The sequence below is a fragment of the Saccharopolyspora sp. NPDC050389 genome, assembly GCF_040655595.1.
Classification (GTDB): Bacteria; Actinomycetota; Actinomycetes; order Mycobacteriales; family Pseudonocardiaceae; genus Saccharopolyspora.
In genome coordinates, this window is the sequence record NZ_JBFAKG010000005.1 from 19833 (window position 1) to 32656 (window position 12824).

General features: G+C 70.9%; 9 protein-coding genes. 3 read left to right on the forward strand and 6 right to left on the reverse strand.

Features of this window, described 5'->3' with window-relative positions; genetic code table 11:
• Positions 1–32 precede the first annotated feature (32 nt).
• Together AB0I53_RS04490 and AB0I53_RS04495 are read right to left on the reverse strand one after the other, a co-directional pair.
• Positions 33–2564, reverse strand: coding sequence for a nitrate- and nitrite sensing domain-containing protein (locus AB0I53_RS04490; RefSeq protein ID WP_358596314.1), 2532 nt, complete (start codon positions 2562–2564; stop codon positions 33–35).
• A 324-nt stretch (positions 2565–2888) separates the two neighbouring features.
• Complete coding sequence (locus tag AB0I53_RS04495) at positions 2889–3929, reverse strand: right-handed parallel beta-helix repeat-containing protein (RefSeq protein WP_358596317.1); 1041 nt, start codon at positions 3927–3929, stop codon at positions 2889–2891.
• A gap of 292 nt (positions 3930–4221) precedes the next feature.
• On the opposite strand from AB0I53_RS04495, the gene AB0I53_RS04500 reads away from it, so the two are divergent.
• Positions 4222–5058 (forward strand): polysaccharide lyase, encoded by an 837-nt coding sequence (locus AB0I53_RS04500; protein ID WP_358596320.1) that lies wholly within the window; start codon positions 4222–4224, stop codon positions 5056–5058.
• A 100-nt stretch (positions 5059–5158) separates the two neighbouring features.
• On the opposite strand, the gene AB0I53_RS04505 is transcribed toward AB0I53_RS04500, so the two are convergent.
• The 4 genes from AB0I53_RS04505 to AB0I53_RS04520 are packed head-to-tail and all read right to left on the reverse strand — an operon-like array spanning position 5159 to position 11069.
• Complete coding sequence (locus tag AB0I53_RS04505; RefSeq protein ID WP_358596323.1) at positions 5159–7474, reverse strand: polysaccharide lyase 8 family protein; 2316 nt, start codon at positions 7472–7474, stop codon at positions 5159–5161.
• A gap of 16 nt (positions 7475–7490) precedes the next feature.
• A complete protein-coding gene (locus AB0I53_RS04510) occupies positions 7491–8630 on the reverse strand; it encodes a hypothetical protein (RefSeq protein ID WP_358596326.1) in 1140 nt (379 codons plus the stop codon).
• A 1-nt stretch (position 8631) separates the two neighbouring features.
• Positions 8632–9543 (reverse strand): 5-dehydro-4-deoxyglucarate dehydratase, encoded by a 912-nt coding sequence (locus tag AB0I53_RS04515; RefSeq protein ID WP_358596329.1) that lies wholly within the window; start codon positions 9541–9543, stop codon positions 8632–8634.
• 32 nt (positions 9544–9575) lie between these two features.
• A complete protein-coding gene (locus AB0I53_RS04520) occupies positions 9576–11069 on the reverse strand; it encodes a sodium:solute symporter family protein (protein ID WP_358596332.1) in 1494 nt (497 codons plus the stop codon).
• Between the two features lie 144 nt (positions 11070–11213).
• Between AB0I53_RS04520 and AB0I53_RS04525 the strand changes: the two genes are divergently transcribed.
• Together AB0I53_RS04525 and AB0I53_RS04530 are read left to right on the forward strand one after the other, a co-directional pair.
• Positions 11214–12002, forward strand: coding sequence for an IclR family transcriptional regulator (locus tag AB0I53_RS04525; RefSeq protein WP_358596772.1), 789 nt, complete (start codon positions 11214–11216; stop codon positions 12000–12002).
• Positions 12003–12022: 20 nt separating this feature from the next.
• A complete protein-coding gene (locus AB0I53_RS04530) occupies positions 12023–12820 on the forward strand; it encodes an NAD(P)-dependent oxidoreductase (RefSeq protein ID WP_358596335.1) in 798 nt (265 codons plus the stop codon).
• Positions 12821–12824: the final 4 nt, after the last annotated feature.

Genomic DNA, 12824 nt, shown 5'->3' on the forward strand with positions numbered 1-12824 from the left:
CCTCACACACACTTGCTTTTCATCTGGTCTGCTCACGAGCGGTCGTCGGGCGTGTCGCCGAAGCCGCCTCGGAACGCCCGCCGGAAGCCCGCCAGCTTGCTCGGAGAGGCGACGATGGCCTGCTCCTCCTGGTCCGGGTCGTCCCGCAGCCCATCCGCGAGGTGGGTCTGCGGCACGCGCTTCGGCAGCGGCGGACGGCCGCCCGCGGCCCGCCGCCGCTCCGACGAAGGCATCGGTGCCGGGGCCGGGGCTGCTGGGGCCGGGGCCGGGGCCGGCTCCGGTGGCAGGGGCTCGAACTGCGTCGTGGCTGGGTTCGCTTGCGGGCTCGGCTCCGACACGGGCCACTCGTAAGTGGTTTCAGCCGGTTTCGGCTCCGGTGCCGAGGGCGTTTGGGTGGGCTGGTCGGTCATGACACCATTCCAGCTCAACTCCCGCGGCCGCGGCACCATCGTCGGTTCGGCGAGTTGGTGTTTGCCGCCACTGTTGGCGTGCCCGTTGTTGCTCCCGTTGCCGTTCACCGGGGCGTTGCCGCCGGTGCTGGGCGGGAACGCGCCGCCGGCGTTGCCGCCGCCGTTGCTGGTGGTGACCGACGTGTCGGCCTCCAGGATGCGGTCCGGGAACAGCACGGTGGCGCGGGTGCCGCCGTAGGCCGAGACGCCGAACTCCACGGCGATCTCGCGGCGCTGCGCCAGCCGCGCGGCGGTGAACAGGCCCAGCTGCTCGGCCTTGTTGTTCTCCAGCACCAGCCGGTCGAACTCCGGCGGCTCGGACATCATCGAGTTGGCCCGGTCGCGGATCGCCGCGTCCATGCCGAGGCCCTGGTCGGCGATGTCGACGGCGACACCGCGCGCCACCGCGGTGGCGTCGACGTGCACCTGGGTGTTCGGCGGGGAGAACGCGGTGGCGTTGTCGATCAGCTCGGAGATCAGGTGGATCGCGTCGCCGACGGCGGCGCCGTTGACCATCACCTCCGGGACGTGCCCGATGACCACGCGCGAGTACTGGTCGATCTCGGAGACCGACGAGCGCAGCACGTCCATCAGCGCGACCGGCCGGCTCCACCGGCGACCCGGCTGCTGGTCACCGAGCACCAGCAGGTTCTCCACCGTGCGCCGGGCGCGGGTGGTGGAGTTGTCCAGGTCGAACAGCTTCGCCAGCTGCGCGGAGTTCTCCTCGTTGCGCTCCAGCTGGTCGATGGTGCCGTGCATGTGCCGCAGCAGCCGCTGGATTCGGTGCGCCATGCCGACGAACACCACACGCGCGCCCTGCCGGGCCCGGGTCTCGCCGACGGCCGCGTGGACGGCTTCCTCCTGGAACAGCTGGATGGCTTGCGCCACCTGGCCGACCTCGTCGGTGCCGTAGTGCGCCAGCGGGACCATCTCGGATTCCACGTTGACGGACTCGCCGTCGCGCAGCCGACTCACGACGTCGGGCAGCTTCTCGGCCATCGCCAGCGATTCGGTGCGCAGGTCCTGCAGCCGGGTCAGCAGCGCCTCGTCGACGACCGTGCGGTAGACGCGGCGGGCGAAGATGAACGATACGACCGCGACGCCGAGGGCGGCGAGGCTGCCCCACAGCACGTTCCACAGCGTGTCCGTACCGCTGGCGACACCGCTCTGCGAAACCTCGTCGGCCTGCTTGAACACCAGGCCGGACATGCCGGCGCCGACCTCGTTGGTGATGCGCTGCCAGTCGTCCGGCCGCACCGGCGGCGCGCCGCCCTTGAACGAGCCCTGGGCGATGAGCCGGTTCTCGGCGTCGACCAGCTGCTGCCAGGCCGGGTTGTCCAGCAACCGCTGGTAGTCGGCCTGCACGCTCGGCAGGAGGCTGTCGCCGTTGACCGCCATCGTCGTGTGGTGGGCGTCGATGTAGTTCACCAGCAGGCGGTACTGCTCGGGCGTCAGCTCACCGCTGGTCAGCGCGGTGCCGACCAGCGCCGCCTCCCGGGAGAACATGTCCGAGGCCCGGAACAACGAGGTCGCGGCGAGGCCGCCCTGCAGCGTTTCGGGATCCGGGACGATCCGGGACTGGACGTCGAACAGCCTGGTGGCGGTGTCGAAAAGCCCGTTGTAGAACTCGTTGATCTCGTTGGTCGACGCCTGCCCGCTGGTGATCCGGGCACGAAGGTTGGGCAGCCGCTCGAAGTAGCCGGTCAGCTCGCGCATCGGCTGCTGGACTTCCGCCGGGGCGGAGTCGATCAGCGAGCCGGCTTCCTTCTGCATGGCGGCCAGCGCCTCGTCGGTTTCCCGCTGCTGCGCCGTGAGTTCGGCGCCGCCGATGCCGGGCCGGGCGATCAATTCGAGGCTGCGCAGACGTTCCCGCTGCACGTGGTCCAGGGCCGTCACCGCGGGCAGCGACATCTGCCGGACGCTGGCGGCGACCTGCTGGGTGTAGATGGCCTCGAAGGCGAACAGCGAACAGCCGACGACCCACAGGACGCCGACGACGACCCACGGGATGGCGACCGCCCACGTGAGCCGGGATCTGATCGAGGTGTCGGAGCGTTTCGCCCGGCGTCTCCTCGCGTTTCCAGGGGGTGCGAAAGACTCGTTTTGGGTAGTCACTTCCAAGCACTTTCCATCGTTTTGCCTCGCCCGCGCCCGGGCGAGCCGATCTGAACGTCGTGCGGACGCGTGTCATGGCACAGTGATGTCGGCGGGGCGCTCCTTTCCACTTACACGTCCGTGTCCCCCTGGTGCGAACGCACTGTATCGGATCAAGATCACTCGATCGAGATCGGAGTCACGCGTTCTAGTCGTTACTCCGGGCACATCGCGTACGGAACGTTAAAGTTCACCGAACCAGCCCTGTTCTGTAACCGGATCGGTGGTCTACAGACGCAGAGGGCGGCCCCGGGACGCACCCGGGACCGCCCGCGAAGCCGTCGGTCAGCCGATCGGCTCCACATCGGAGAAGCCCGCCCCTGCGTTGAGCACCGTGTTGTCCCGGTAGACCTCGTTGCGCTGGTCGCCGCACCGCTTGTCGTGCGGCAGCTGGAAGCCGTAGCCGGCCGCCTGCACGTCGGCGTGGTTGTTGTGGAACACGTTGCGGCAGCCCCAGCCGTCGAGCCGCTGGATCACCTTGAACCCGTGCTCGAAGGACTTCACCCCGCGGTTGTCGGAGATCTGGTAGTTGTTGCCCTTCGCGCTGACCCAGCTCTCCGCCGAGTTCTCCCCCGTCATGCCCTGCCCGTCGAAGGAGTTGCGCAGCACCTGGCCGTCGGTGGTGCCCTCCTTGATGTCCACGTGCTCGGCCCGGACGTTCGGTCCCAGCCGGTTGTCCAGCGCCTGGTTGCGGTCGCTGCGGTCCGGTTGCCCCGGGGTGTCGCCGTACTTGTCCCAGTTGCTCTCCGCCGAGCCGAAGTAGACGCCTTCGCCGTACTGCGGCTGCTCGGTGCCGGTGTCGTGGACGAACGAGTGCTGGATGACGTTGTCGGAGCTGGTGGCCCGGAAGTGCACGCCCTCGTCGCGGGTGTTGCGCACCTCCACGTCGTCGATCACGTTGTTGCTGGATCGGTCGAGCACGATGCCCTTCGCCGAGTTCTCCACCGTGAAGCCCTTGAGGTTCCAGTGGTTCGCGCCGTTGAGGTGCAGGCCGTAGCCGCAGTACGTGACGTCGCGGCCGTCCGGGATGTTGGGATCGCAGCCGTCCTGTGTGTTGGACAGCAGCGCCTCCTTCGGGCCGGTCAGGGTGATCGGCGCGGATTCGGTGCCGCTGGCCGTGGTGAAGAACGCGCCGTCGTAGCCGCCGGGCGCCAGTTCGATCGTGTCGCCGGGCTTTGCCTGCGCGAGCGCCTGGGTGAGCTCCTCGGCGTTGGTCACCGGGATCGCCTGGCGCTCGGCCGCCGAGGCGGCGCCCGTGACGGCTCCTGCCGCGAGGGCCAGCCCGGCCGTGACCGCCGAGATCCGCCGCAGTCTGCTGGTCGACATCCGTCCTCCTGGGGTGCTGGGAATCGACGTCGGAACCGGTCGTGCGGCGGGGGTGGCGGCGGTCGGCCCACTGCCGGAGAAATCCGGCCGACGCCGAATACGATGGCGCAGCGCGGAAAAATCGTCAATGCCGCGATCACATTCTTGAACGGCACCGAAATTCGGGGCGGAAACCGTTGCCGGGGTTGACCGATCGCCCGTTTCTGGTGTCTGCTTTGCGATTGCCGGGATTCTCCCGGCGCAGACCGTCCCGCCGCCCGGTCGACGTCGAATCGGATGCGAGGTGTACGACGTGAGGAAACGACGTGGCTTCCGGCGGATGAGCGGTCTCGCCGGGTTGTCGATGGCCGCCGTGCTGGCGCTGGCCGCCCTGCCCGCGGCCGCGGCTCCCGGTGCCGATGCGCCGGCCGCCGAGCCGTGGACCGGCGGATTCGCCGATTTTCCCGGCGATTCCTGGAAGCAGCAGTGGGGTTTCGTCGCCGAGGGCGACTGGGGCTTCGACCGGATGAAGCCGCAGGGCGAGGAGCTCGACGTGTTCTACGGCAAGGGCTCGTCGGCGCCGTCGTGCGGCGACTGCCCGAGCGAAGGCGGCGGGCAGTTCTACACGGACTTCCGCTCGATCGGCCGCGACGACCTGGCCGACGCTTCGGTACTGAACCTCAGCTACCAGGTGCGATTCCCCAGCGACTGGGATTTCGGCGAGCGCGGCGGCAAGCTGCCCGGCCTCTACGGCGGGCCGCCCGGGCAGGCCAGCGGCGGCCAGCACGGCGACGCGTGGTCGACCCGCTACATGTGGCGGATCCGCAGTGACGAGCCCAAGGCGACGGTGTACGTCTACGACCCGTCGCAGGGCGACGGCTACGGCAAGGACGTCGGGCTGGGCTCGTGGTCGTGGCAGGCCGACGGGCAGTGGCACACCGTGGAGCAGTCGGTGGACCGCAACGGCGGCACCATCACGATCCGGTACGACGGCCAGGAGGTGCTGCGCGAGCAGGGCATCCAAGACGTCGGCGGAATCCCGTTCTCGGGAATCTTCTTCTCCACATTCTTCGGCGGCCACGACACTTCTTGGGGCCCGAGCCGGGACGTGCACGCGCAGTTCCGCGACTTCCGGGTCAGTGCGGGTTAAGCGCGGTTGATATCGCAAGCCGTGAGTCTTTTGGGCGGCTATGGCAGCCCAAAAGACTCACGGCCGGATAACGCAATTCGACCGCCAATTCGCGGGGTGTTCAGCCGATGGTCAGGACCTGGGTGGCGCCACGCGCACCGGCCACCGAGACGTCGACGACCACGCCGCCGGGCAGCGTCACCTGGATCACCTCCTGCCGCTGCGTCGGATCGGCGATCGCCAGCCGGCGGCTGCCCCGGTAGGAGCCGAGGACCAGCGACGCCGGGCCGGACACCGCGACCTCGTCCACGGCGCCCGCGGCGTAGAAGTTCGCCATCAAGAGGTTCTCGCGCCGCGACCGGATCGCTTGCAACACCGGGTCGTTCGCCCGCAGCTGCCAACGGGCGCGCGCGGCGACGGTGTCAGTGCTGGAAGCGCCTGGCAGCACCGCGTAGGCATAGCTCGCGTCGGTCGGCCGGGCGCCGTGCTCGACCAGGATCTTCTGGTAGCGCCGCGTGTGCGGCGTGGTCGTGCCGCCGGTGTTGGCGCCCTGGTCGACGTCGCGCCAGGAGCCGGTGCGGTCTTCCCGCACCGCGGTCACCGCCGCGTCCGCCAGGAAGACGTAGCCGCCCACGCCTTCCAGGTGCAGCCAGCCGGGATTGCGCAGCTCGGCGCGCTCCGGCACCGGAATCCCATCGGCCAGCAGCACGCCTCGGCCGCCTTCTCCCAGGTTCCGGTTCTCCACGGTCGTGCGGACCGCTGCCCCGGTGCCGTCGGTGATCCCGGCGCCCAGGCACACCACGCCGTCCGGGGTGAAGAACCAGGACTTCCGCGCGGCCAGCGTGCCGTCCTGCGACGCGAAGTCGAGGCCCTGCGCGCCGAACCGGTCGTCGTAGCGGGCGCCACCGGCGAAGTCGTGCGGCGCCAGCGGGGTGTCCGCCAGCTCCGGCGGCGCCGCGTCCTTGGTCGTGGTGCCCGGCAGCAGCGTCGCGTCGACGGTCGGCCAGTAGGCGTCGCTGTAGTGGCCCTGGTCGGTCGGCAGGAACACGTACAGCACGCCGTCGCCGGTGTACCAGCCGTGCAGGTTCATCTGGTTGATCGACTCGTAGCGGCAGAGCCGGCTGGAGCCGGTGCCCAGCGACGCCGACCAGCCGGGCGTGGCGTGGACCATCCGGTCCTGCTGGCCGAAGACCCGGTGCAGCGCGGCGGTTTCCGGCCGCTCGGGGCCGGTGTCCAGCAGTTCCTGGGCGTATTCGACCTCCGCGACGCCCACCGGGTGCAGGCCGCCGGAGAACCGGGCCAGGCCGGACACCTCCAGGTACGGCGCCCAGGTGCCGGCGTCGATCCAGCTCGCCGCCAGCCCGGCCAACCGCGACCGCACGGGCTCGGGAGCGGTGCGCGCGAACAGCACGGCGGCGGCGGTCAGCTGGTGTCCGGCGTCGTGCGCGGTCTCGCCCTGCCGGGACAGGAACCTGCCGCGCACCGACTCCACCATCGAGCCGGCGAACACGAACGGCGCGCAGCCGTCGATCAGCGCTGCACAGCCCTCCTCGCGCACTTCCCGGGAGAACTCCCACTCGGTGCCCTGGGTCAGCGCCATCAGGCCGGCCAGCGACGTCAGCAGCACCAGCGCGTAATGCCCGGCGTAGGGCACCACCTCGTGCTGCAGGAACGACCCGTCGGTGTGGAAGCCGTCGCCTTCGGTCACCCGCCGCACGAGGCTCGCCGCGCCGCCGCCTGCGACGTCGGTGACGGCGTCGATGCCGAGCCGGATCCGGTCGGTGTCGCCGAGCATCGCCCCCGACACGACCGCGATCAGCGCCTTGTCCGAGCGGTTCGCGCCGGTCTCCACGACGGACGGGTCCTTGGCGCGCCGGTTGGGGTCGGCGACGAAGCGCAGCACCGGCCGCAGGTAGCGCTGCCGCTCCTCTGGCGTCAGCACCTCGCCCAGCGCCGCGATGATCTGCAGCAGCCAAAGCGGGACGCCGATCTCGTAGACGTACCAGTTGCCTTCTTCGGCGGTGTTCTCGTCGTACTGCATGCGGTAGAGCGTGCCGAGCGCGGTGCGCAGGCGTTCCGGCAGCTCGGGCCGGGTGGACAGCGCCGATCCAGGGGTGGCCCAGGCGACCGCGATGCACCGCAGCCGGTAGTACATCTTCGGAAAGTAGGTGCTGCCGGGGCCGGTCGGGAGGTCTTCCCAGAGCTGGTCGGCTGCCGTGTTCATGGCGGCCTCGTAGGCCTCGGCGAGCTCGTCGAGCGCGGCCACCGCCTGGTCCCGCTCCGGCGTCCGGCGCCCTCGGCCCACCTGGAGTTCCCGGTACCTCGCGACGATCTCGGCGGGCCCGGCGCTTGCCGCGGCGGGCAGCGCAGCGCCGGTCGACAGCAATCCGACCGCCAGCACGCCGCCGAGCACGAAGCCCCTGCGGTTCAACGACATCGTTGCTCCTCCCGGCTCATGCCGGCCGGTCGTGGGCCTGCTCGACGGCTCGGCGCAGGTCCGGCCAGCGGGCGGGCCCGGCCAGCCCGAGGTGGTAGAGGTGCAGTTCGCCGGCGCCCGCCCGCCCGAGCTCCCGGACGTATTCGGCGATCTCGGGCACTTCTGGTCCGGCCGCCGTCACGTAGACGCCGATGTCCACTGTGGACGGAAGCGATCCGGCCGCGGCGGCGACGTTCGCGATCGTCGTCGCGCCGGGCGCCCAGCAGGGCAGCACGACGGCGTCGACGTCGTCGGCGGCCTGCGGGGTGAGCCCCGGCAGCGCTCCCGTCACCCACGGGTCGACGGCGGCGTGCAGCACCACGCGGCGGTCGCCGCCGATCTCCTTGAGCACGTCCTGCCGCAGCCGGTCGGTCGCCCGCTGCCGGGTCGACAGGAAGGCAGCGCGGAGTTCGCCGGGCAGCCTGTCCTCGGTGGAGGTGAGGTCACCTTCGGCGACGAGCCGCCGGACCTCCTCCCGCAGCAGCGCGCGGGCGTCCTCCGGCAGCACACCGTGCTCCGCCCAGCCAGCGGCGCACGCGGCGCAGCAGCACACCGAGAGCAGCCTGGCAGCGGCGGGCGACCACACCGCGTCGGTCTTCTCGTGCTGGTGCTGGTGGATCGCCCCGAGCTGCCCGCACGCCTCCAGCACGACGGACCGGACATCCAGCTCCGCCAGGGATTCCGCGGTCAGCCGAGCGGCGAACGCCCGCACCTCCTCCTGCGCCGGGCACAACGCCCAGGGATAGGTCTCCCCGAAGCAGTTCTGCACCGCGAACTCGGGAAACTCCGTGCCCAGCAGGGAGTTGTGCGTCAGCACCAGCCACGCGGCCGCCGGGATCCCGGCGGCCGCCAGCGCGCGGATCGCGTCTCCGGCGCTGTCGGCCGAGCCGACCCAGTCGGCGGGTGCGGGCCTCAGCCTGCCCCACCCGTCGCGGATCGGCCGGTAGAGCGCCGCGTGCCGGGCGGTGACGCTGGTGCCCTGCTTCGACCACGGCGTCGCGGCCCGCGCGCTGTGGTACGACACCGCGACCGCGACTTCGTCGACGCCGAGATCCCGCACCCGGTCGGCGAATTCCGGCCCCACGTCCCACGGGTAGGCGTAACCCGTCACGTGCATGTCAGCCCACCTCGGCCAGCGCGTCCAGGCCGCCGGCGACGATCCGCTCCAGCCGTTCGAGCTGCGACGCGCTCGGCTCCCCCAGCGGCGGCCGGACCCCGCCGACCTTCTGCCCGCGCAGCCGCGCCCCGGCCTTGACCAGCGAGACCGCGAATCCCGGTGTTTCGTCGCGCAGCGCCACCAGCGGCAGGTAGAAGTCGGCCAGCAACCGGTCGACCACCGCGTCCTCGCCGTCGCGCAGCGCCCGGTGGAACCGCCCGGCGATCTCCGGCACGAAGCAGTGCACCGCCGAGGAGTAGCGCGCCACGCCGATCGCCCGGTAGGCCCGCGCGGAGATCTCGGCGGTCGGCAATCCGTTGAAGAACAGGAAATCCCCGCCTCCGGCGGCGCGGATCGCGGTGACGATCCGCGTCATCACGTCGACGTCGCCGAACCCGTCCTTGATGCCCACCACCGACGGGATGCCCAGCAGCCGCACGGCGGCGTCCGGGCCGAACACGCCGGGCGTCCGGTGGTAGACGATGACCGGAATGCCGTTGTCGCGCAACGCGAACCGCACGTGGTCCACCAAGCCGCTCTGCGGCCCGGTGACCAGATACGGCGGCAGGAGCAGCACGCCGTCGGCGCCTTCGGCCTGCGCCATCGCGACGCCGCTGCGCGCCTGCGCCGGCCCGCCGCCCGCGCCGACCCAGATCGGCACCCGCCCGGCCACGACCTCCCGGGCGCGCCGCAGCACCGCGCGCAGTTCGTCCGGCGACAACGCGCTGAACTCGCCGGTGCCGCACCCGACGAACAGCGCCCCGACGTCCGCCGCGAGGTGCGACTCCAGGTGGTCGGCGTAGGCGTCGAGGTCGAGCTCCAGGTCGGCGGTGAAGGTGGTCAGCGGAAAGGCCAGCAAACCTTCCAGGGACATGCGCGGGCTCGCTTTCTGTTGCGGTGACCGGGTCATCGAGCGGTCACCGGTGCAGCGGCATTCGGCTCCTGGTCCAGGATTTCGAGCATCTCGTCGACCTGCTCGGTGCGCTCCGAGGCGACCAGGCCCAGGCCGACGTACAGCGCCAGCGACACCAGGATCGGCGTGGCGACGGTGGCCGTCGGGCTGGCGTCGAGGCCGTAGTAGAGGACGCCGTAGGTGAGCAGTCCGCCGGCCCAGGACACGATGGCCGCCCGCGAGCCGCACCGCCGGAACCACGGCAGCATGCCCAGCAGCAGCGGCACCGAGATCGGGCCCATCAGCGCGGCGACCCAGGAGACCACGATGGACAGCACGCCGCCGAGGTGCTCGGCCTGGGTGGCCACGACCATGCTCAGCGCGATGAAGCCGAAGGTGGCGATGCGGCCGGTGCGCAGCCGCTGGAACTCGTTGAACTCGCGCGCCTTCCGCCACAGCACCGGCAGCATGTCGCGGGTGATCACCGAGGAGATCGCGTTGGCGTCCGAGGCGACCATGGCCATGGTGTGGGAGAACATCCCGGCCAGCACCAGCCCGATCATGCCCGGCGGCAGCAGCGCCTGGGTCATCGCCGCGTACGAGGTGGTCGGGTCGGCGAGGTCCGGCACGAACAGCGGCGCGGCGAACATCGGGAACATCAGCACCAGCGGCCAGACCAGGTACAGCGAGGCGGAGAGCACCGCGCCGCGCCGGGCGGCGTGGGAGTCGGGCGCGGCCATGTAGCGCTGCGCCAGGTTCCACATCCCGCCGTTGTACTCCAGGGTCTTCACCAGCACGTACACCAGCAGGAACACCGTGGTGTACTGCCCGGTGACCGGCGAGGTGTGCCCCGCGGGCAGCCGGTCCCAGAGCGTCCACAGCCCGGAGACGCCGCCGAGTTCGGCCAGCACCGCCCAGATCATCACGATTCCGGCCGCCGCCTGGATGACGAACTGGCCGAAGTCGGTGAGCGCGTCGGCCCACAGCCCGCCGGCCGTGCAGTACAGCAGCGTGACGGTGCCGGTGATGACGATGCCCCAGATCAGCGGCAGCCCGGCGAAGGAGTGCAGCAGCACCGCCACCGCGAACCACTTGGCCGCGACGTCGAAGACCTTCAGCGACGAGCCGCTCCAGGCCAGCACCTGCTGGGCGGGGATGTTGTAGCGGCGGGCCAGGAACTCCAGCGGCGACGCCACGCCGAAGCGGGCCCGCAGCCGGTTCCAGCGGGCCGCGAACAGCCACGATCCGATGGCCACGCCGATGCCGATGCTGGCGAATCCCCAGAAGTACACCGTGATGCCGTCGGTGTAGGCCACGCCCGCGTAGGCGACGAACAGCACCGCGCTGTAGCCGGACATGTGGTGCGAGATCCCGGCCAGCCACCAGGGCATTCGGCCGCCGGCGATGAAGAAGTCCTTGTCGGTCTTGACCCTGCGGTGCGACCACCAGCCGATGACCAGCATCAGACCGAAGTAACCGCACACCATTGTCCAGTCGAGAGCATGCACTGGCCGACCCTCCGGCGTTCACATACTTGAATGAATACTTGGTTTGTGAATAGATTCGACTATCGGAAATCTGCCGGAGGACGCTAGTATGACCGCGATCACATGTCAACCGGCGTCTGGGCGCTGCCCGGAGAGGAGGTCGGCATGCCGGCCCGCATCGCCACCGCGACGGACTCGGCCGGGGTGAAGTCGGCGCGACGCACCATCGAGCTGCTGGAAACCTTCGCCGGGCACGAATCCTGGCTGTCGCTGGCCGAACTGCACGCCCGCACCGGCATCCCGCGCTCCAGCCTGCACGGTCTGCTGCGCACCCTGCTGGAAACCGGCTGGCTGCAGGCCGACCGCACGGAAACCCGCTACCGGCTGGGAATCCGCACGCTGATCTGCGGCACCGCCTACCTGGACCGCGACCCGGTGGTGCCCTACGCGACCGAGGCGATGGAGCAGGTCCGCGAGCAGACCGGCTTCACCACGCATTACGCGCGCCGCAACGGAAACGAGGTCGTCTACCTGGAAAGCCGGGAGTCGCGGCGCTCGGTGCACCTGATCTCCCGCGTCGGCCGCACGCTGCCCGCGCACGCCACCGCCCTGGGCAAGGCGCTGCTGGCGGAGCTGACCCGCGACGAGGTCGCCGCGCTCTGCGCCGGCCCGCTGCACGCGCTCACCGCCAACACCATCGTCGAACTCCCCACCCTGCACGCGGAATGCGCGTTGATCCGCGATCGCGGCTTCGCCGCGGAGCTGGAGGAGGGCACCACGGGCATCCGCTGCGTGGCGGCGGTGGTGCCCTACCGCATCCCCGGCACCGACGCGATGAGCTGCTCGATGCCCACCGACCAGGCCACCGACGCCGACGCCCGGCACGCCGCCGAACTGCTGGTGCGCACCACCGCCGAGCTCGGCCAGCGCCTGCGCCGAGCCGGAATCCGCTGAACCCAGAAGGGAAAGCCACGTTGCAGCAACGCATTCTGATCACCGGCGCGGCCGGGATCGTCGGCACCATGATGCGGTCCCGGCTGCGCCGCGAGGGCCGCGTCCTGCGGCTGCTCGACCGCGCGCCGCTGCCGCCCGCCGAGCCCGGCGAAGCCGTCGAGGCGATCACCGGCACGCTGACCGATCCGGACGTGATGGCCGCCGCCTGCGAAGGCGTCGACGCAATCCTGCACCTCGGCGGTCACAGCCGGGAGAACTCGTGGGCGGAGACGCTCGCGGTCAACATCGACGGCACGCACACCGTGCTGGAAGCGGCCCGGAAAACCGGTGTCGGCCGGGTGATCCTGGCCTCCAGCAATCACGCCGCCGGCTTCCGCCAGGTCGCCGACGCGGGGCCGGACGGCCTGCCCGCGGATTCGCCCGCGCGGCCGGACACCTACTACGGCGTGAGCAAGGCCGCGATCGAAGCGCTGGGCAGCCTGTACCACTCCCGGTTCGGCATCGACGTGATCTGCATCCGCATCGGCGCCTGCTTCGAGCGCCCGTCGGACGTGCGCGCCCTGTCGTTGTGGCTCTCCCCCGACGACGCGGCCCGCCTCTTCGAGGCGTGCCTTGGCCACCCGTCGCCGGGCTACCGCGTGATCTGGGGAGTCTCGGGCAACACCCGCCGGGTGTGTTCCCTGGCCGAGGCGGAAGAACTCGGCTACCGCCCGCAGGACGACTCCGAGGCGTTCGCCGCGGAGGCCGCCGCGTCCGGCTCCTCGTCCCGCTACCTGGGCGGCCCGTTCACCACCGCCCCGCTCGGCGAGCCGAACTGAGTTC